Annotated in this window: 22 protein-coding genes; 11 read left to right on the plus strand and 11 right to left on the minus strand. The window is 58.8% G+C overall.

Features of this window, described 5'->3' with window-relative positions; all coding sequences use genetic code 11:
* Window positions 1–327: 327 nt before the first annotated feature.
* Genes ureG through N6L24_RS04595 form a run of 8 tightly spaced genes read right to left on the minus strand, consistent with a single transcriptional unit; the run spans window position 328 to window position 5,408 of the window.
* Window positions 328–942 carry an urease accessory protein UreG gene (gene ureG, locus N6L24_RS04560; RefSeq protein WP_271843477.1) on the minus strand — a complete coding sequence of 205 codons (615 nt, stop codon included), beginning with the start codon at window positions 940–942 and terminating at the stop codon, window positions 328–330.
* Window positions 939–1,661: an urease accessory protein UreF gene (locus N6L24_RS04565; RefSeq protein ID WP_271843478.1), complete on the minus strand. Its 723-nt coding sequence runs from the start codon at window positions 1,659–1,661 to the stop codon at window positions 939–941. The genes ureG and N6L24_RS04565 overlap by 4 nt, the downstream gene beginning before the upstream one ends.
* Window positions 1,576–2,073: an urease accessory protein UreE gene (locus N6L24_RS04570; protein WP_271843479.1), complete on the minus strand. Its 498-nt coding sequence runs from the start codon at window positions 2,071–2,073 to the stop codon at window positions 1,576–1,578. Before N6L24_RS04570 ends, N6L24_RS04565 begins: the two co-directional genes overlap by 86 nt.
* 11 nt (window positions 2,074–2,084) lie before the next feature.
* Entirely contained in the window at window positions 2,085–3,797 is a 1,713-nt protein-coding gene (gene ureC, locus N6L24_RS04575; protein ID WP_271843480.1) for an urease subunit alpha, read from the minus strand.
* On the minus strand, window positions 3,797–4,102 hold the full coding sequence (locus tag N6L24_RS04580; protein WP_271843481.1) for an urease subunit beta: 306 nt from the start codon (window positions 4,100–4,102) through the stop codon (window positions 3,797–3,799). The genes ureC and N6L24_RS04580 overlap by 1 nt, the downstream gene beginning before the upstream one ends.
* Window positions 4,099–4,251 (minus strand): hypothetical protein, encoded by a 153-nt coding sequence (locus N6L24_RS04585; RefSeq protein ID WP_271843482.1) that lies wholly within the window; start codon window positions 4,249–4,251, stop codon window positions 4,099–4,101. The genes N6L24_RS04580 and N6L24_RS04585 overlap by 4 nt, the downstream gene beginning before the upstream one ends.
* A gap of 12 nt (window positions 4,252–4,263) precedes the next feature.
* On the minus strand, window positions 4,264–4,566 hold the full coding sequence (locus N6L24_RS04590) for an urease subunit gamma (RefSeq protein WP_271843483.1): 303 nt from the start codon (window positions 4,564–4,566) through the stop codon (window positions 4,264–4,266).
* Between the two features lie 2 nt (window positions 4,567–4,568).
* Entirely contained in the window at window positions 4,569–5,408 is an 840-nt protein-coding gene (locus N6L24_RS04595) for an urease accessory protein UreD (RefSeq protein ID WP_271843484.1), read from the minus strand.
* Between the two features lie 377 nt (window positions 5,409–5,785).
* Between N6L24_RS04595 and urtA the strand changes: the two genes are divergently transcribed.
* The 5 genes from urtA (at window position 5,786) to urtE (ending at window position 11,682) form a co-directional block, all read left to right on the plus strand.
* On the plus strand, window positions 5,786–7,066 hold the full coding sequence (urtA, locus tag N6L24_RS04600) for an urea ABC transporter substrate-binding protein (protein WP_271843485.1): 1,281 nt from the start codon (window positions 5,786–5,788) through the stop codon (window positions 7,064–7,066).
* Between the two features lie 63 nt (window positions 7,067–7,129).
* On the plus strand, window positions 7,130–9,073 hold the full coding sequence (gene urtB / locus N6L24_RS04605) for an urea ABC transporter permease subunit UrtB (protein WP_271843486.1): 1,944 nt from the start codon (window positions 7,130–7,132) through the stop codon (window positions 9,071–9,073).
* 4 nt (window positions 9,074–9,077) lie between these two features.
* A complete protein-coding gene (gene urtC / locus N6L24_RS04610; RefSeq protein WP_271843487.1) occupies window positions 9,078–10,244 on the plus strand; it encodes an urea ABC transporter permease subunit UrtC in 1,167 nt (388 codons plus the stop codon).
* The gene (gene urtD, locus N6L24_RS04615; protein WP_271843488.1) at window positions 10,241–10,981 is read left to right on the plus strand and encodes an urea ABC transporter ATP-binding protein UrtD; all 741 of its coding nucleotides are present in this window, start codon (window positions 10,241–10,243) and stop codon (window positions 10,979–10,981) included. The genes urtC and urtD overlap by 4 nt, the downstream gene beginning before the upstream one ends.
* A gap of 2 nt (window positions 10,982–10,983) precedes the next feature.
* Window positions 10,984–11,682 (plus strand): urea ABC transporter ATP-binding subunit UrtE, encoded by a 699-nt coding sequence (gene urtE / locus N6L24_RS04620; RefSeq protein WP_271843489.1) that lies wholly within the window; start codon window positions 10,984–10,986, stop codon window positions 11,680–11,682.
* 66 nt (window positions 11,683–11,748) lie between these two features.
* On the opposite strand, the gene N6L24_RS04625 is transcribed toward urtE, so the two are convergent.
* On the minus strand, window positions 11,749–12,399 hold the full coding sequence (locus N6L24_RS04625) for a carbonic anhydrase (protein WP_271843490.1): 651 nt from the start codon (window positions 12,397–12,399) through the stop codon (window positions 11,749–11,751).
* A gap of 209 nt (window positions 12,400–12,608) precedes the next feature.
* On the opposite strand from N6L24_RS04625, the gene N6L24_RS04630 reads away from it, so the two are divergent.
* Window positions 12,609–13,997: a leucyl aminopeptidase family protein gene (locus tag N6L24_RS04630; RefSeq protein WP_271843491.1), complete on the plus strand. Its 1,389-nt coding sequence runs from the start codon at window positions 12,609–12,611 to the stop codon at window positions 13,995–13,997.
* Window positions 13,994–14,845 (plus strand): C40 family peptidase, encoded by an 852-nt coding sequence (locus N6L24_RS04635; protein WP_271843492.1) that lies wholly within the window; start codon window positions 13,994–13,996, stop codon window positions 14,843–14,845. The genes N6L24_RS04630 and N6L24_RS04635 overlap by 4 nt, the downstream gene beginning before the upstream one ends.
* Here the strand turns inward: N6L24_RS04635 and N6L24_RS04640 are convergent.
* Complete coding sequence (locus N6L24_RS04640) at window positions 14,826–15,173, minus strand: DUF2794 domain-containing protein (protein WP_442872581.1); 348 nt, start codon at window positions 15,171–15,173, stop codon at window positions 14,826–14,828. The genes N6L24_RS04635 and N6L24_RS04640 overlap by 20 nt on opposite strands.
* Before the next feature lie 286 nt (window positions 15,174–15,459).
* On the opposite strand from N6L24_RS04640, the gene N6L24_RS04645 reads away from it, so the two are divergent.
* The gene (locus N6L24_RS04645) at window positions 15,460–15,897 is read left to right on the plus strand and encodes a c-type cytochrome (protein WP_271843493.1); all 438 of its coding nucleotides are present in this window, start codon (window positions 15,460–15,462) and stop codon (window positions 15,895–15,897) included.
* Window positions 15,898–15,995: 98 nt separating this feature from the next.
* Window positions 15,996–17,126: an S-(hydroxymethyl)glutathione dehydrogenase/class III alcohol dehydrogenase gene (locus N6L24_RS04650; protein WP_271843965.1), complete on the plus strand. Its 1,131-nt coding sequence runs from the start codon at window positions 15,996–15,998 to the stop codon at window positions 17,124–17,126.
* A 36-nt stretch (window positions 17,127–17,162) separates the two neighbouring features.
* On the opposite strand, the gene N6L24_RS04655 is transcribed toward N6L24_RS04650, so the two are convergent.
* Window positions 17,163–17,780, minus strand: a complete 618-nt coding sequence (locus N6L24_RS04655) for a TetR/AcrR family transcriptional regulator (protein WP_271843494.1) — start codon at window positions 17,778–17,780, stop codon at window positions 17,163–17,165.
* Window positions 17,781–17,902: 122 nt separating this feature from the next.
* Here N6L24_RS04655 and mbfA point away from each other — a divergent pair, with 122 nt between their 5' ends.
* Both mbfA and N6L24_RS04665 read left to right on the plus strand, forming a co-directional pair.
* Entirely contained in the window at window positions 17,903–18,877 is a 975-nt protein-coding gene (mbfA, locus tag N6L24_RS04660) for an iron exporter MbfA (protein WP_271843495.1), read from the plus strand.
* Between the two features lie 46 nt (window positions 18,878–18,923).
* Complete coding sequence (locus tag N6L24_RS04665; protein WP_271843496.1) at window positions 18,924–19,859, plus strand: AEC family transporter; 936 nt, start codon at window positions 18,924–18,926, stop codon at window positions 19,857–19,859.
* The last annotated feature ends 73 nt before the right edge of the window (window positions 19,860–19,932 follow it).

The raw sequence follows: 19,932 nt of genomic DNA on the forward strand, positions 1-19,932 counted from the left end.
TTCAAACGACCCCCAGAGCACCGCTCCGTTTCCCGTCTGACCCGCCGTTGTGCGCCTCAGCGCCGCCGGTGAAGGGGGTTCTAAGGTTTCCCCGCAAAACCCGCAAGCGCTTTTTCATAGAAAATGCACAAAACTATTAACTTTCTAAAATATACCAATAAAACCAGATACTTATGCGTAAACTTTCTGCGCTAACAGTCGCCTACCCAGCGAAATCGCAACGGCAAAGCGCTGCAAAATCCGCCCGGCAGCCCCGATTTGGCGGCGATCCCCCCAAACGGCACCGCTTTGACGCCCGAGTCACCCACAAAACGGCGACTCGCAGGGTCAGTTCAAACCCGAAATCTCCTTGAGCGCGGCCACAACCGCCGCCACCCCGGTGCCATGACGCAGCGCGGTGAAGAAAAACGGACGCTCCGCGCGCATGCGGGCCGCATCCGTCTGCATCACCTCAAGCGAGGCACCGACATGCGGGGCGAGATCGGTTTTGTTGATCACCAGAATATCGGAGCGCGTGATCGCCGGCCCGCCTTTGCGTGGGATCTCTTCGCCCGCAGCCACGTCGATCACATAGACCGTCACATCCGCCAGCTCGGGGCTGAACGTGGCCGAAAGATTGTCGCCGCCGCTTTCGATCAGCACCACCTCAAGATCCGGATGGCGGGCCTGCATCTCGGCCACAGCTGCGAGGTTGATGGAGGCATCTTCGCGAATGGCGGTATGCGGGCACCCGCCGGTTTCCACCCCGATGATGCGATCGCCGGGCAGGATCTGTTGGCGCATCAGCGCCTCGGCGTCCTCTTGCGTGTAGATATCATTGGTGATCACGCCGATTGAATAGCTGTCCTTCAGGATCTCGGCGAGGCGCGCTGTCAGCGTGGTTTTGCCCGCGCCGACGGGGCCGCCAATGCCAATACGGATAGGGCCATGCATTTGGGTCATGATTGAAAAAGCCTTGGCTGGAGTGTTTCGTGCTGCATCGCCGCCACATCCGACAGGAAAGCGGAGGAGGCGATATCGTTCAACTGCGCCGTCGCCGCGGCCCTGGCGCAGGCCAGACAGGCGGGGACCATCTGCGCAATAACGCGCTGCGCCCCGGTTTGCCCCAGCGGCATCAGGCGCTGCGCTGCGCTGGCAAGATTGCTGACAAAGGCCTGCAGGTAAAGCGTCGTGGCGGCGGTGACGTCGAGCCCGAGCAGATGCGCCGCGCGGCCCAGCGCCACAGGCATCAAAAGCGGCGGCAGGGTGATCTGCCAGACATCAGCCGTGATCTGGGCAAAGGCAGCGCCCTGCCGCGTTGCTTCGCGCAGACGTTCCGCCGCAGGCGCAAAGGCTTTGGCTTCAGCATTCAGCGCCAGCACGGCCGCGGCATCTGGGGCCTCATAACCTAGTCTGATCCAGATTGCGTCCGCCTTGCCACTGCCGTGGTGCAACAGATCGTTCAGCCAGCCCTGCAGGCTGACCTCATCGTGCACCCACCCATTGGCGATGGCGCTTTCCAGCCCATGCGAGAAGGCAAAGCTGCCCACCGGGTAGGCGGGCGACAGCCATTGGGTCAGAGTCAGAAGGCGCGGATCAATGGCTGTGCTCATGGGATCCTGCATGTGAATGGTCATGCGCGGATGCGCCGTGCTCATGTGAATGGGTGCGGCCATGGCCATAGGCCCCACCTTCCGGCGTGAAAGGTTCCTGCGCCTCAGTGATGTCCGCCCCCAGATGCGCAAGCATGTGCCGGATGACCGGATCCTTCTGGATCAGCAGTCGATTGCTTTCGATCTGGCAGGGGGTATGGCGATTGCCAATGTGCCAGGCCAGCCGATGCAATGGCGCGCCGGTCACGACCAGCACTTCCTCAACGGCGGCGCGCACCTCGACAAAACGGCCATCATCCAATGCGAGGCAATCCCCGTGATTAAGCGACGTGGTCTTTTCCAGATCGATCACAAACGGCCAGCCCTGATCGGTGATCAGCCGTTTGCGGCGCAAGAAACGCCCATCGTAATCTAGCGTCACCGTGCCATCTGCATCATGGGCATGGCGGTGCAGGGTCTGCGCCAAAGGCAGCGTGGTCATATTCGCCTCCTTCAGAACAGGAAATAGCGCTGCGCCATCGGCAGCTCGGTGGCAGGCTGGCAGGTCAAAAGCTCCCCATCAGCGCGCACCTCATAGGTTTCCGGGTCCACCTCGACGGTGGGGGTGGCGTTGTTTAGCAGCAGATCCTTTTTGCCAATATCGCGCGTCTTCTCTACGGCGATGGTCTGTTTGGCGAGGCCGAGACGGTCGCGCAACCCATCGGCTGCGGCGGCTTGCGACACGAAGGTGACGGCAGAGTTTTCAACGCTGCGGCCGTAGGCCCCGAACATCGGGCGGCTGTAGACCGGCTGTGGCGTCGGAATGGACGCATTGGGGTCGCCCATCTGCGCCATTGCAATTGTCCCGCCCAAAAGCACCATTTCCGGTTTGATCCCAAAAAACGCCGGGTTCCAAAGCACCAGATCAGCGCGCTTGCCTTCGGCGATGCTGCCAATTTCATGGCTCAAGCCATGGGCGATCGCCGGGTTGATCGTATATTTGGCAATATAGCGGCGCACGCGGAAGTTATCATTGTCGCCGGTCTCTTCGGCGAGACGCCCGCGCTGCTTTTTCATCTTGTCTGCGGTCTGCCAGGTGCGGATCAGCACCTCGCCCACGCGGCCCATGGCCTGAGAATCCGAGGCGATAATCGAAAACGCCCCCATGTCATGCAGGATGTCCTCGGCGGCAATCGTCTCGCGGCGGATGCGGCTTTCGGCAAAAGCGATATCCTCGGGGATCGACTTGTCCAGGTGATGACAGACCATGAGCATATCCAGATGCTCTTCGATGGTGTTCACCGTAAAGGGCCGGGTCGGGTTGGTTGAGCTGGGCAGCACGTGATCTTCGCCGCAGATTTTGATGATATCGGGCGCATGGCCACCCCCGGCCCCTTCGGTATGAAAGGCGTGGATCGTCCGGCCTTTCATGGCCCCGACGGTGTGTTCGACAAAACCGGATTCATTCAGCGTGTCAGTGTGGATCATCACCTGCACATCCATGGCATCCGCCACGGACAGGCAGCAATCAATCGCCGCAGGCGTTGTGCCCCAATCTTCGTGCAGCTTTAGTGCGCAGGCACCGCCCTTAATCTGCTCTTCCAATGCGGCGGGCAGGCTGGCATTGCCCTTGCCCGCAAAGGCCAGGTTCATCGGAAAGGCATCTGCAGCCTGCATCATGCGGCCAATATGCCAAGGACCCGGCGTGCAGGTTGTCGCCAAGGTGCCATGGGCCGGGCCGGTACCCCCGCCCAGCATCGTGGTCAGGCCGGAATGCAGCGCATCTTCGATCTGCTGCGGGCAGATGAAATGAATGTGGCTGTCAAAGCCGCCTGCGGTCAGAATGCGCCCTTCGCCCGCAATCACCTCGGTGCCGGGGCCGACAATGACGTCGACGCCCGGCTGGGTATCCGGGTTGCCGGCTTTGCCGATCTTGTAAATGCGGCCGTCTTTGAGGCCAACGTCAGCCTTGAAGATCCCCGAATGATCGACGATCAGCGCATTGGTAATGACGGTATCCACCGCCCCCTCGGCGCGGGTGACTTGCGATTGCCCCATACCATCGCGAATGACCTTGCCGCCGCCAAATTTGACCTCTTCGCCATAGGGGCCGGTCAGGTCTTTTTCGACTTCGATAATCAGATCTGTATCCGCCAGGCGGAGTTTGTCGCCCACGGTCGGGCCAAACATCGCGGCGTAGTCGGAGCGTTTGATTTTGGCTGGCATCAGAGCGCCCCCATCACTTTCTGGTTAAATCCGTAGATCTTGCGCGCGCCGGAAATCGGGATCAGCTGCACCTCGCGGCGCTGGCCCGGCTCAAACCGCACAGCGGTCCCCGAGGCGATATCAAGCCGTAGACCGCGCGCGGCGTCGCGATCAAAATCAAGCGCCGGGTTGGTTTCGGCAAAATGATAGTGACTGCCCACCTGCACCGGACGATCGCCGGTATTGGCCACCATCATGGATATGGCTTGTGCGCCTGTGTTCAGCTCAATCTCGCCCGCTGCCGGGAACAATTCACCGGGGATCATTTTGCGAAGGCCAGTTTGGCGGCCACACCGGCAACCGCAATCAGCGCGAGGCCAATCAGCAGGGGTTCAACCCCATGCGGATGCAGATGCACGCCGGTATGGGCGGCGGCGGGGCTGGCTAGCAGGACAAGTGGCAAAGCGAATTTCATGGGCGGATCTCCTTATCGAATGGGGTTGTGAACGGTGACAAGCTTGGTGCCGTCGGGAAAGGTCGCCTCGACTTGCACGTCGTGGATCATCTCGGGCACGCCCGCCATGCACATCTCGCGGGTCACGACGGTGGCCCCGGCCTCCATCATATCAGCGACAGAGCGGCCATCTCGCGCGCCTTCGACCACCGCATCGGTGATCAGGGCAATGGCTTCCGGGTGGTTCAATTTCACACCGCGCGCCAACCGTTTGCGTGCGACTTCGGCGGCCATGGCAATCAAAAGTTTGTCTTTCTCGCGGGGGGTCAGGTTCATTTCTATAGTCTCCAAGAAGTCGGAAGCCCGTCGCGGCTGAGCCGATCCAGAACGGGCAGAAGGCTGCGGCGCAACTCATAGCTGTCGGCGGCAATCAATCGGATGGCCAACAAATCGTCCGCCAGAAGGCTTGCGCCCGCCGTCTGTGGCAACATGGCGCGTATGGGGGCAAGATGGGCCATCGCATCCGGCGCGACATAAACCACACTCGCCATGGCAGCCCCGGCCTGCGCAACGGCTCGCCCAGCCAGGTGACGGGTCATGTCGCCCATGAGGCGCAGGGCGTCATTGTAAAGCGGCGCGCCATCGCGGTGGATGCGGATGCGATCCTCAAATTCGATATCTTTTAACGTCTCACCCATGGCCGCGCGGCCAAACACCACCGGCTCCACCATCAGCAATCGGGCGTTTGGCGCAAGATCTGCTGTGAGGCTGCGGTTCAGCTTGCAGCCTTCAAACAAAATCAGCTCTTGCGGCAACCAGTTGATCTGCCCGCCCGCGTCAATTTGCAGATGGGTTGAAACTCGGGCGCGGCCCGCATCTGCGCGATAGGCCCGCTCTGCCGCTTGGGTGGTTGCGGTCATTTTGCTGTCCGGTCCGGCGTGCAGCGAAAGCGTCAATTGATCGCCGCTGGTCAGACCACCCGACGTATTGATCAAGATCGCCTCAACATCATCACCACGCGAGAAGAGCCCCTTCATCGCGCCCTGAGCCCGAAAGCGGTCAATACCGCTCCGCGCACCAATACGCTTGCTGCTGAGCGTCAGCATGCCCTGCGTGCGTGGCACCGGGCCGACGGCAAACGCGGGTGAATTTTTTAAGGGGGCGTTAATGGCAGACATTCCTTTTCTTGATCGCTCTGCCACATCTTTCATCAACAGCGCCGGAATGTGATGACGATTCTCTCAAATCATACACGAAACCCCGCGCCTACGCCTAATTTTTAGACATCATGCCTCGCATTCGATTAAAAATTAGACAACCGCGTCCAAACCGGCGCGTTCACACATCTAAATATTGGTGTAGCGCCACTTCAGCCTTTTTCTAAGGCCACCCAAGCGCATCGCGGCGCGAACATGATGGGATGTGGGTGTGTGACGGCCATACGAATTGGACCTCGAAGCGGCCGCCACACGAAATGCAACGATAGTTGCGAAGCTACTGCTACGCGGTTGTGCAACCCTGCGCAACAATCTGCAGGCTTCGCGAGGAGCTAAAAATGAACCTGTTTTCTAAAACTCTCACCAGTGCAGCGGCCCTGACGGTCATGGCCGGCGCGGCTATGGCGGCAGACTGCCCGGTTAAAGTTGGCGTTCTTCACTCGCTGTCCGGTACGATGGCCATTTCCGAAACCACTCTGAAAGACACCATGCTGATGCTGGTTGAACAGCAGAACGCAAAAGGTGGCGTACTGGGCTGTGAGATCGAGCCTGTTGTTGTCGACCCTGCATCTGACTGGCCACTGTTTGCTGAAAAAGCACGCGAGCTGCTGACCACACACGAAGTGGACGTGATCTTTGGCAACTGGACATCGGTGTCCCGCAAATCCGTTCTGCCGGTCATCGAAGAGCTGAACGGCCTGCTGTTCTACCCGGTTCAGTACGAAGGTGAAGAATCCTCCAAAAACGTATTCTACACAGGCGCTGCCCCGAACCAACAGGCGATCCCTGCGGTGGACTACTTCCTGGAAGAGCTGGGCGTTGAGAAATTCGCGCTGCTGGGCACTGACTATGTCTACCCACGCACCACCAACAACATTCTTGAGCAATACCTGCAAGACAACGGCATTGCTAAAGACGACATCTTTGTAAACTACACACCGTTTGGCCATTCTGACTGGGCGACCATCGTTGCGGATGTTGTGGCTCTGGGCGAAGACGGCAAATCTGTCGGTGTCATCTCCACCATCAACGGCGACGCAAACATCGGCTTCTATAAAGAACTGGCAGCGGCCGGCATCTCTGCTGACGAAATCCCAGTTGTGGCCTTCTCCGTGGGTGAAGAAGAACTGTCCGGTCTGGACACATCCAACCTTGTTGGCCACCTGGCGGCCTGGAACTACTTCCAATCCGCTGAAACCGAATCCAACGCTGAGTTCATCGACGCATGGAAAGCCTATGCCGGTGCAGAGCGCGTGACCAATGACCCAATGGAAGCCCACTATATCGGCTTTAACATGTGGGTGAACGCGGTCGAAGCGGCGGGCACCACCGATGTCGACGCTGTGCGCACCGCAATGTACGGTCAAGAGTTCCCGAACCTGACCGGCGGTACAGCTGTCATGCTTCCAAACCATCACCTGGCGAAACCAGTGCTGATCGGCGAGATTCAAGCAGACGGTCAGTTTGACATCATTTCCAAGACTGAAGAAGTGCCAGGCGATGCTTGGACTGACTTCCTGCCTGCCTCCGCAGTGCTGAAGTCTGACTGGAAAGATCTGGGTTGCGGTATGTACAACACCGAAACCGCAAGCTGCGTACAGATCAAATCCAACTACTAAGACCAATACACCGAGGGGCGTGATGGCACGCCCCTCGGTTTTCCTTATCCGGCGAACACTCCCATGATCAGACTACTGACATTCGTGCTGGCGGCGCTTTGCTTGCCTTTGACGGCGCATGCCCAAGACCTACAGGCCCTCTTACAGACCCACGAAAAAATCATTGCGAAACCCTCGCGCAAGAACGTGACCCCAGTGCTGGATGCGCTGGTGGGCTCCGGTCTGCCGCAGGTTCCAGAATTTTTGCAGAACTGGCAGGACAAAGAGGTCTATCAGCGCGCGGCGGATGGGCTGTTTTTCTACGCCGACAAGACCGGCAAGACCTATACGCTGAAAGACGTATCAGGCGGCACCGAAGTCGCCACAGAGGTTTCTGCCAGCGACATCAAACAGATCAAACCCAATGGCGGCGTCCGTAAAGTCATCGCGCAATATCTGGTGCAATTTCAACTGAGCGACCCGGATATCAACCGCCGCACCGATGCGCTCAACGCGATTTCGCGCAACCTGAGTGCCGATCAGATCGAACCGCTGCGCGCGTCGATCGACGGCGAGAGCGATGCGACATTGAAACTGCGCAAGCAACGCCTTGCCAATTACCTCATGGCGCGTTTTGGCGAGAGCAGCGCAGACCGCGTTGCGGCGATTGAAGCCATTGCAGGCGACCTGAGTGTCGAAGGCCGCGCCGTGCTGTCGCAAATTCTGGAAACTCGCGTTGCGGCGTCGCAGGCGCTGCCCGATGGCGAAAACATCGCGCGTCAACTTGAAGTTGGCGAGGACCTCAGCCGCACCGAGGCCTACACGCTGCTCGTGGAAACCAGCGGGCTTCCGGCGACCATCAGCGACAACGAGATTCGCCTGGCGCTGGAAAGCTATGTCGATGGTGGCCGTGTCGCAGGTATCCCGATTGCCCAGCTTGATACGCTGGATGCGCGCGCCAAGGCCTATGATGCGCTGGCCGCATCTGATGTCGTGCCCGCGCGCGTGACCCAAGAAGATATTGACGCAGCATTGGCAGACTGGGGGATTTACGAAATCTACCTTGATCAAGACGACGCAGTGACCGCTGCGGCCAAAGAGGCGCAGTCAGCGGTCAATACCCGCGTCGGCCTCAACCAGGCCGCAGATCTTGGGCTTGATGCCATTTCGCTGGCCTCGATTTACTTTCTTGCCGCCGTCGGTCTGGCCATCACCTTTGGCGTGATGGGTGTGATCAACATGGCCCACGGTGAATTCATCATGATGGGTGCTTATACGGGCTATGTCGTGCAGCAATTCATCACCAATTATACGCTGTCCTTGGTTGTCGCGCTGCCGCTGGCCTTCGCCGTGACCTTTGCGGCGGGTGTGTTGATGGAGCGCACGGTCATTCGCTGGCTCTACAATCGCCCGCTGGAAACCTTGCTGGCGACCTTCGGGATCTCGATTGCGCTGCAACAGCTGGCGAAAAACATTTTTGGCACGCAGGCGCGCCCGCTGACCTCACCGGGTTGGCTGGATGGCGCTTGGGTCATCAACGACGTGGTGCAGATCAGCTATATCCGCATCGCGATCTTTGTGCTGGCGCTCCTGTTCCTTGGGCTGCTGCTCTTTATCCTCAAGAAAACCCGCCTAGGCCTTGAGGTGCGCGCCGTGACGCAAAACCCGCGCATGGCGGCTTCGATGGGGATCAACCCAGACAAGATCAAGATGATGACCTTCGGGCTTGGCTCTGGCATCGCCGGGATCGCTGGCGTGGCCATCGGCCTCTTTGCCAAAGTGACCTCCGAGATGGGCTCTGACTATATTGTGCAGTCGTTCATGACCGTTGTGGTCGGCGGCGTGGGCAATGTTTGGGGCACATTGGCCGGGGCCGCGATGATTGGCACCTTCCAGAAGGGGGTCGAATGGCTCAACCCGTCCAATACCTTGGCCGCGCAGACCTATATGATCCTGTTTATCATCCTCTTCATTCAATTTCGGCCCAAGGGCATTATCGCCCTCAAAGGCCGTGCGGCAGGAGATTGATCCGATGCAACGCAGTTTTATTGCAAACAATCCCTCTGTCCTCTGGTTCCTGCTGTGCCTGGCTGCTTTCACCCTCGGCGTGACGGTCTTGGCCGAAGCCACGGGGGCGGGCCTGATCTCGACATCTTTTGTGAAAACGCTCGGCAAGGTGTTGTGCCTCTGTCTGGTCGCCATCGCGATGGATGTGGTCTGGGGCTATTGCGGCATCCTGAGCCTGGGGCATTTCGCCTTTTTCGGCATCGGGGGTTATGCGGTCGGCATGTGGCTGATGTATGCGCGCACCGAAGCCATCGTGGTTGAGAACCTCTCTGCCCGGCTGATCCCGCCCACCCCGGCCGAAGTGAATGACGCCATTGCGACGCAGATTTTTGGCGTGGTCGGCTCGTCCGAATTTCCGCTGATCTGGGCCTTTGCCGATAGCCTGCTGCTGCAGTTGCTGTTGGTGGTGCTGGTGCCGGGCTTTCTGGCGCTGATCTTTGGCTGGCTGGCCTTCCGTTCGCGCGTCACAGGGGTCTATCTGTCGATCCTGACGCAAGCGATGACCTTGGCGCTGGCGCTGTATCTGTTTCAGAACGACAGTGGCCTGCGCGGCAACAACGGTCTTTCGGGGCTACAGAATATCCCCGGATTTGAAGCGGTGCCGCAATCGGTCGTCTCCATGGCGTTCTTCTGGGCGTCCGCTGTCGCCCTCGGCGCGGGCTATGTGCTGTTTGCACGGGTGCTGTCGGGCAAGATGGGCAGCGTGATCCGCGCCATTCGCGACGATGAAAGCCGGGTGCGGTTTCTGGGCTACCATGTCGAAAGCTACAAGCTTTTCGTGTTCACGCTGACGGCCATTGTCGCCGGGATCGCCGGGGCGCTTTATTACCCGCAGGCGGGCATCATCAATCCGGCCGAAATTGCGCCCATCGCCTCGATCTATCTGGCGGTCTGGGTGGCTATCGGCGGGCGCGGGCGGCTTTATGGTGCCGTGATTGGCACCGCCTTTGTCTCGCTCCTGTCCAGCTGGTTCACCGGCGGCAGCGCGCCAAATGTAAACCTCGGCTTTTACACCATCCAATGGACCGAATGGTGGCTGGTTCTTCTGGGCCTGTCCTTTGTTGCAGTCACATTGTTCTTCCCAGGGGGCATCGGCATGCTCTTTGACAAATTCACAAGGAAATCCCAATGAGCGCGCTTCTCGAACTGTCCGGCGTCTCGGTCTCATTTGACGGGTTCAAGGCGATCAACAACCTCGCCTTTCAGATCAATGAACCCGAACTCAGGGCCATCATCGGTCCCAATGGGGCGGGCAAGACCACGTTCATGGATATCGTGACCGGCAAAACCAAACCTGATGAAGGGCGCGTGCTGTGGGGGGAAAAGTCGATCAACCTCATTGGCCGCTCTGAAAGCCACATCGCGCGCGCCGGGATTGGCCGTAAATTTCAGAAACCCACGGTGTTCGAAGAGCAAACCGTGCGCGAAAACCTCGCCATGGCGCTGAAGAACCCGCGCGGGCCATTTGAAGTTTTGTTTTATCGCAAAACCCAAAACGGCTCTGACCGGATCGAAGCCATCGCCGAACAGACCAACCTGACCGAGCAGCTGACCCGCAAAGCCGGTGAACTAAGCCATGGTCAAAAGCAGTGGCTGGAAATCGGCATGTTGCTGGCGCAAGAGCCCCGGCTTTTGCTGGTCGACGAACCCGCCGCGGGCATGACCCCGGCCGAGCGCGAAAAGACCACCGAAATTCTGGTCGAGGCCGCCAAAACCCGCGCCGTGGTCGTGGTGGAACATGACATGGAATTCGTGCGCCGCCTTAACTGCAAGGTCACGGTGCTGCACGAAGGGTCGGTTCTGGCCGAAGGCTCGCTGGATCACGTGACCCAAAACCCCGAAGTCATTGACGTATATCTAGGACGCTAAAGATGCTGAATATCGAAAACCTGACGCTGCATTACGGCCATTCCCAGATTCTTTACGATGTTTCACTGACGTCGGAGTTGGGCAAAGTGACCTGCCTGATGGGCACAAATGGGGTGGGCAAGACCTCTTTGCTGAAGGCCATATCCGGCACCCATGCGCGCTCGGGCGGGGTCATGCGGCTGGATGGAACCGACGTGGCACAAAACGCAACCGCCTTTCAGCTCGCGCGGATGGGCGTTGGTTATGTACCGCAGGGGCGCGATGTCTTTCCGCTGATGACCGTGCGCGAAAACCTTGAAACCGGCTACGCCTGCCTGCCCCGCGAAGAGCGCATGGTGCCGGATGAAATCTACGAGCTTTTTCCCGTGCTGAAAGACATGCGCAATCGGCGCGGCGGGGATTTGTCCGGCGGGCAGCAACAGCAGCTTGCGATTGCGCGGGCCTTGGTGACGAAACCCAAGCTCTTGTTGCTGGATGAACCCACCGAAGGCATTCAGCCCAATATCATCAAGCAGATCGGTCAGGTGATTTCTTATCTGCGGGACCGGGGCGACATGGCGATCATTCTGGTCGAACAGTTTTTTGATTTTGCTTATGGGCTTGGGGATCATTTCGTTGCGCTCACCCGCGGCGAAGTGGTGCACAACGCCCCAAGCAGCGCAACCGAGCGCGAGGCTCTGCTGAGCAAAGTGTCCGTTTAACTTTCGGCGCATTGCAAACCGAAAAAAGGCACCCAGCCGGGTGCCTTTTGCCATATTAGAGCCTATTCAGAGCGCAACGAATTTGTCGCTTTCGTTGTCGTAGACCTCCACACCACCTTCAGCAATATCGTGCCAGGCCCCGTGAATGGTCAGTTGCCCGGCCGCGACACGTTCTTTGACAAACGGGAAGCTCATGAGGTTTTCCAAGCTGGCCAGGACGGCATGTTTTTCAAGGGCCCGGGCCTGCGCTGCCGGGTCTTTGATTTTTGCAACGCTGTCATAGCGCGGCTTCAGGATATCCATCCAACGGCCAACAAAGCTTTCCTTGGCTTCTAGCTGCGGCGCGTTGCCCTTGCACATATCGATGCAGCCCTGCACCCCGCCACAAGACGAATGGCCCAGCACGATCACATGCGCGACCTTGAGCGCCGACACCGCGTATTCGATCGCAGCCGAGGTGCCATGATGATCTCCATCTGGCGCATAGGGGGGCACGAGGTTGGCGATATTGCGGTGAATGAAAAATTCGCCCTGATCTGCGCCGAAAATCGAGGTGACATGCACGCGGCTGTCGCAACAGGAAATCACCATTGCGCGCGGGTGCTGGCCTTCTTCGCCCAAATGGCGATACCAGGATTTGTTGTTCTCATAGCTGGTCGCTCTCCAACCTTTGAACCGTTGGATCAGATAAGCGGGCAATTGCTTGGCGTATTTCATGTTATCTCCGTTCCGCGCGTTCTGCGGTGATACGCTGATCTTTCAAAAATTTCGAGGGAAAAGCCACAATCAATCCGATCTTGGACATATAACGCCACGGCGGCCCGGAAACCTGCCTGCGCCTATCACGCCCGGCGGCGTGCGAATTCTGTTGCAGCGAGTCACTAGGCAGCTAGGCTGTCAAAAACGGCAACTCAAAAGATGACCCTATGCCCCTGACTTTTGCCACCGACGCCCAAGGCGCCCTTCCGCTTCATATCGTTGATACCGACTCTTTTGCTGCCTGGTGCACGGATCAGACGCAAGCGATACAAACATGGCTGCAGGCCACTGGTTTTACCGCCGAGATCGGGAGCTGCGCGGTTCTGCCGGCGCCTGATGGCAGCTGCGCGGGGGCCGTTGTCGGCTATGGGTCGGCAGACACGCGCAAGCGCGGAAGATTTGCGCTCGCGGCCGCGCAGCCCAAGCTGCCGGGCGCAACCTTTCAGATCGCCAGCAAACCACCGTCCTTTGAAAACCAGCAAGAGACCGAACTGCTGGGGTGGCTTCTGGCCCAATACAGGTTTGACCGCTACCGCGATCAGGCCAAGCCGGGCGCTGCGCTGGCCTGCCCGGACGGCGTGAACCGCGCAGAGATTGAAAGCATTGCCGCGGGCGAAGCCCTGACGCGCGATCTGATCAACACCCCGGCCAGCGATATGGGCCCTGACGCATTGGATGCAGCAGCCCACACCCTTGCCCAGCAATTTGGTGCCAAGATCGCGGTCATCAAAGGCGATGACCTTTTGCAACAGAATTTCCCGATGATCCACGCCGTCGGCCGCGCCGCGTCGCAGGCGCCGCGCCTGCTGGACATGCGCTGGGGGACACGCGGCCCAACGCTGACTTTGGTTGGCAAAGGCGTCTGTTTTGACACCGGCGGTCTGAATCTGAAACCTGGTGCCTCCATGGGGCTTATGAAAAAGGACATGGGCGGCGCAGCCACAGTCCTGGGCCTTGCGCATATGATCATGGCGCAGGACATGCCGCTGCAATTGCGCGTGCTGATTCCGGCGGTGGAAAACGCCGTCAGCGGCAATGCCTTCCGGCCCGGTGACATCCTGACCTCGCGCAAGGGGCTGACCGTGGAAATCAACAACACAGATGCCGAAGGGCGTCTGGTTCTCGCGGACGCCTTGGCGCTCGCCGCCGAAGAAGCGCCGGATCAAATCATTTCGATGGCGACACTGACCGGCGCAGCGCGTGTGGCAGTGGGGCCTGATCTGTCGCCCTATTATGCCGAAGAGGACAGCATGGCAGCCGCGCTGGAGGCGGCCGGGCATGCGGTGGCGGACCCGCTCTGGCGGATGCCGTTTTGGGACGCCTATGAAAGCATGATCGAACCCGGCATTGCCGATCTGGACAACGCGCCCAGCGGCGGCTTTGCCGGATCGATCACCGCCGCGCTGTTTCTGCGCCGCTTTGTCGATACCGGGCGTTACACGCATTTTGACATCTACGGCTGGAACCCCTCCGCCAAGCCCGCCCGTCCCAAAGGTGGGGTGGGCATGGGCGCGCGCGCCATCCTAGAAGCTTTGCCCAAAGTGCTGAACCTGTGAGAGACCGCCGCCTGACTGCCGCCAACAAACGCGTCGCCGACCCCAGTTTGCGCGCGGTCTGGCCGGGCGTTTCCTATGTCGATCCTGAACCCTATGCGGTGCATTGGCCGATGGTCGATCTGATGTCCTCCCCAGAAGGACACCGGGACCGGCAGCTGTTGTTCGGGGAGTCTGTGGGCGTCTACGAGATGCATGAGGGCTGGGCCTTCGTGAAAGCCGAGAAAGACGGCTATGTCGGCTATGTTCCAAAATCCTCGCTCGCGGCGGTGCCCGCGCCAACCCACCGCATCGCGGCAGCGGCCACCCATGTCTATGAGCGCCCTCATTTCAAATCCCGTGACCTGATGCGCCTGAGCCACGGCTGCAGCCTGCATGGGCAGACCGAGGAAAACGGCTTCCTCAAAATCGCCGAAGGCTTCGTGCCCCTGGTGCATTGCTGCGCGATCGACTTTCGCCAGCCCGATCCCCTCACAGAGGCCAAGCTCTATCTGGATACGCCCTACCTTTGGGGCGGTAACAGCCGGTTTGGCATTGATTGTTCCGGGCTGGTGCAGGCGGCGTTTCTGGCCTGTGGCATCCCCTGCCCGGCAGACAGCGACCTGCAAGAGGCACAGCTTGGCGAAGTCTTGCCCGAGGATGCGCCGCTTGCGCGGAATGATCTGCTGTTTTGGAAGGGCCATGTCGCCCTTGTGGCCGATGAGCGGCGGCTCATTCATGCCAATGCGCACCACATGTGCGTGACCTATGAAGGGATTGAGGCGGCGGTGCAGCGCATCGCGGCGCAGGGCGACGGGCCGGTCACAGCGCGCAAACGGGTTGCATTGGCGTCTAGTCGATCGGGCGAATAAGTTTGCGTTCCAAGACGCGCAGAACCGACTTCAGATCGTGGCCACGTTTCAAGATCTGCCCATCCATACCGATCACCGCATATAGCCCCTGCCGATTGCGCAGCTTTGGGCGTTTCTCAATGCGATAAAGCGGATGCTCTGCCGTGCGGCGAAACACTGAAAAGACCGCGACATCCCGCAGGTTGGAAATCCCGTAATCGCGCCATTCACCGGCCGCCACCATTCGCCCGTAAAGCGATAGGATGATATTCAATTCAGTGCGATGGAATGCCACCTGTGTCTGTGTGGCCTGCGCTCCGGGAAATGGGGTGGTTGGAGACATGTTCATACAGACAGTGTCACCCCGATCCTGAAATAAATCAAGTTTACAATAAGTTGTGCGCGCCCAGATTTTGCCGCAGATTCAGCGGCAAATCGCCCCTTCGCTTCCCCGAATCCGCCCAAGGGTGCTGCAATAAAGGGATCATAGCGAAAATAACCGCTACCCCGACGGCCTCTTATCTTGCCCCCACCCAGATGCGCCGTCGGGGGCTCTTCCCGAAAAGCACTTTTCTTTCAGGCCCCTTGCGATAGGGTGCGGCCCATCGCGTTCGCACCCAAGAAGAGGCCCTTTCATGAAGTTTCAAAAGACAATCGCCGCCGTGTTGGTCATCACTGCGCTGACCGGGGCAGCCCTGGCCCATTCCGGCGTGAGCGATCCGCATGTCAAAGCACGGATGCATGCCATGGGTCAGGCGCAACAGGCCAGCAAACTGTTGAGCAACATGGCCCGCGGCAGAACCACCTTTGACGCAGACGCCGCCGCGAAGGCCAAGGCCATCTTGATAGAGGTTGCCGCGCAGACGCCCGCGTTGTTTACCGTCAACGCCAGCGACCCGGTCAGCGAGGCGCGCGCTTCCGTCTGGGAAAACTTCGACGATTTTACCGCAAAATCCCAAAACATGCGCGACGCTGCAGAGGCGCTGGATGTGTCTGACATCGCGCGTTTGGGCGCGGGCATGCGTGCCGTTGGGCAAAGCTGCAGCAGCTGTCACAAAAGCTATCGCAAATAACCGTCTGTCGTATCTGTTGCCACGGCTGTCGCTGCAGCACTTGCAGCGAAGCTTGGGTTGACCGACAATATCCGCAATCAAACGGAGGATAAGCTATGATGCGCACACGCGCCGCCGTCGCCCTTGAGGCCGGCAAACCGCTTGAAGTCATGGATGTGAACCTGGAAGGCCCAAAAGCGGGCGAGGTTCTGATCGAAGTCAAAGCCACGGGACTGTGTCACACCGATGAATTCACCCGTTCTGGCGCTGATCCGGAAGGTCTGTTTCCAGCGATTTTGGGCCATGAAGGCGCAGGCATCGTTCTGGAAGTGGGCGAAGGCGTCACCACGCTCGAGCCGGGCGATCATGTGATCCCGCTTTATACGCCCGAATGCCGTGAGTGCCACGCCTGCCTTTCGGGCAAAACCAACCTCTGCACCGCCATTCGTGGCACGCAGGGTCAGGGGTTGATGCCGGATGGGACCACGCGATTCTCCATGCTCGATGGCACGCCGATCTATCACTACATGGGCTGCTCGACCTTTGCCAATCACACCGTCATGCCGGAAATCGCACTGGCCAAAGTGCGCAAGGACGCGCCGTTTGACAAAATTTGTTATATTGGCTGCGGCGTCACCACCGGCATTGGCGCGGTGATCAACACCGCCGGTGTCGAAATCGGCTCAACCGCCGCTGTTTTTGGTCTTGGCGGAATTGGCCTGAACGTCATTCAGGGGCTGCGTATGGCCGGGGCGGACACCATCATTGGGGTGGACCTGAATGATTCCAAAGCTGATATGGCGCGCAAATTCGGCATGACGCATTTCGTGAACCCGTCGAAAATTGATGGCTCGGTCACGGAAGAAATCATCAAGCTGACCACCACCGAGAAAGATACCTTTGGCGGCGTCGATTATTCTTTTGACGCCACCGGCAACGTTGAGGTCATGCGCGACGCGCTAGAATGTTCGCACCGTGGTTGGGGCGTTTCCGTCATCATCGGGGTCGCGCCAGCGGGGGCAGAAATTTCGACCCGCCCCTTCCAGCTTGTGACGGGGCGCGTTTGGAAAGGCACTGCTTTCGGCGGTGCCAAAGGCCGCACCGATGTGCCGAAATTTGTCGATTGGTACATGGACGGCAAGATCGAAATCGACCCAATGATCACACACAAGCTGACCTTGGATCAGATCAACGATGGCTTTGATCTGATGCACGAAGGCAAATCCATTCGCGCTGTTGTCGAATATTGATGCCGTTAGGCTGGGCGCGCCGCGCGCGCCCGGCCACTAGGCGCCGTAGCGCGCCAAAAAAGTCTCGACCGCTTCGGTTGCGATTTCTTTCATTTCGTCATCCGAAAAATCAGACTGCACCCCAAAACATGCGCGTATGAACACGCGCGTTTTGCACAGTTCAGTGAACTGATGGGCGGCCATATCGATATCGTTGATCACCAGCTCGCCCTGTTCGACCGCGCATTTCAGATGATAACGCACCTCAGCATGTCCTTTTGCCGGCCCACTGGCATAATAGGCTTGCCCAAGCTCGGGAAACCGATCCCGTTCTGCGACGCAAATGCGAAAAATGCGCTGCGCAAAATCAGAGACGATAAAGCGCCCCGCCCCATAGGCTGCTGTAATCAGCCGCTCGCGCACGGGGGCGTTTTCATTGATCTGACCAACAATACGTGTCGCCATGCGATCACATTCGCTCTGTACAACTTCTTGAAAAAGCTGCCGCTTGTCGGAAAAATAGCTATAGAGCGTGGCCTTTGATACGCCAGCCGCCCGGGCGATATCATCGACGCTTGCGCCCTCAAAGCCGTCGCGTAGAAAAATTTCGCGCGCGCCATGAAGCACCTGATCGACCTTGCGGCCCTTCCGCGTAAGTGGGGATTGAGAATTCATAGCGCCCTTTGAATATGAGGGTTCAAATATAAACTGATCAGTTTAGTTTTCACAAGGACTCAAATGTATTGCCTTGGCGGAAACACGCCTCTAACCTAGAACCATTCTAAACTGAGGGCCATATGCGTTATTTCACACAGAGGCGGCATTTCCGCGATTTGAGCGAGCAGGAAATCATCGCTCTGGCCATTTCAAACGAAGAAGACGACGCCCGAATCTTTCGGAGTTTCGCGCAATCCCTGCGCGAGGATTACCCGGCGACGGCCCAGGTTTTTGACGGCATGGCGCTGGAGGAAGATGGCCATCGCCAGCAGCTGATTGATCTGCATATTGCGCGCTTTGGCGAAACCATTCCGCTGATCCGGCGTGAGCATGTCGCCGGGGCCTATGCCCGGCGCCCGGTCTGGCTGACCAAGAATCTCGACGTGGCGCGCCTGCGGGCCGAAGCCGCAGAGATGGAGCGCACGGCGGAACGTTTCTACCGGCAAGCCGCCCAGCGCAGCACAGATGCGGCGACGCGCAAACTATTGGGTGATTTGGCGGCAGCAGAGGCAGATCACCAATCCACGGCGCAGGATTTGGAAGACACCCATTTGGATCATGAAACCCGGGACGCGGAAAACGAAACCGCCAAACGGCAGTTCATTCTGACCTGGGTACAGCCCGGCCTCGCTGGCTTGATGGACGGCTCGGTATCCACCCTCGCGCCAATCTTTGCCACCGCCTTTGCCACCCAGGACACCTGGACCACGTTTCTTGTTGGGTTGGCGGCCTCCGTCGGGGCGGGCATTTCGATGGGCTTCACCGAAGCCGCAAGTGACGATGGCGCGCTGTCCGGTCGCGGCTCACCTATCAAACGCGGGTTCGCCTCTGGCATCATGACCACGGTCGGGGGGCTTGGGCACGCGCTGCCCTACCTCATCACCGATTTTTGGACCGCCACGGTCATTGCCATCATCGTGGTGTTCATTGAACTTTGGGCCATCGCCTGGATCCAAAACAAATTCATGGAAACGCCGTTTTTCCGCGCGGCGTTTCAAGTGGTGATGGGCGGCGCGCTTGTCTTTGCTGCAGGCGTGTTGATTGGATCGGGGTGATCACATTCTGATTGCAGATCGCTAAATAAGCGCTAGCAATCAAAGTATGCTTGCGATTTTTCTCAAAACCTTGCCGTTCTTTGCCATTATTGGCCTTGGCTATTGGGCCGGGCGCACCCGTTTCTTTAGCGAGGAAGCGACCGCCTATCTCACAAAGTTCGTGTTTTATTTTGCCCTCTCGGCAATGCTGTTTCGCTTTGCCGCCAATCTTTCACTGGCAGAGGCGGTCGATTGGAAAGTCATCTTTGCCTATCTTGCGGGATCGCTGCTGGTTTACCTGATCGCAACGGCCATTGCGCTCTGGCGCAAACAGACCATCCCCGAAGCCGCCGTAGAGGCGCAATGCGCTGTCATCGGCAACGTCGGATTTCTTGGCATTCCCATGCTCAGCCTGCTGCTGGGCGAAGCCTCACTTGGGCCCAATATGCTGGTTCTGATTGTGGATTCCGTCTTCTTTGCGTCGCTTATCGTCATATTGATCAATGTTGGCCGCGATGGTCGCCTGACACTGCACCTGTTCAAAACCGTGGCGCTCGGCCTGATCCGAAATCCGATGATTGTTGCCATTTCGACCGGCCTGATCTGGGCCGGGCTCAGCCTGCCGATGCCCGTCGTTCTAGACGAATTCCTGGTGCTGCTCGGTGCTGCCGCCACCCCGGGGGCCTTGTTTGCCATCGGTGCGAGTCTTGCCTCCAAATCGGCAGAGCGCCCCTATGTTGCCGGATGGATCGCCCTGTGCAAACTGGCGCTGCACCCGCTGGCCGTCGCCTTTTTTGCGCTTTGGGTGTTTGATGTTGATCCCTTTGCCGCGGCGGTGATCATTACTGCCTCGGCGCTGCCGGTTGCCAATAACGTCTTTATTCTGGCGCAACACTATCGGGTCGCCCCGCAGCGTGTCTCGGCCTCAATCTTGATCACAACCGCGCTGTCGATCATCACAGTTTCGCTTGTCATCAGCTGGGTAAGCACGCTGATAATTTAGCCATTTGTCGTAAATTTCTGCTCTTTCGGCGCAGGTTGCTTGCCCTTGGCTGCAACGATGCGTTAGCCATGCC

The organism is Cognatishimia sp. SS12, assembly GCF_028369055.1.
In the GTDB taxonomy this organism is placed as follows: Bacteria; Pseudomonadota; Alphaproteobacteria; order Rhodobacterales; family Rhodobacteraceae; genus Cognatishimia.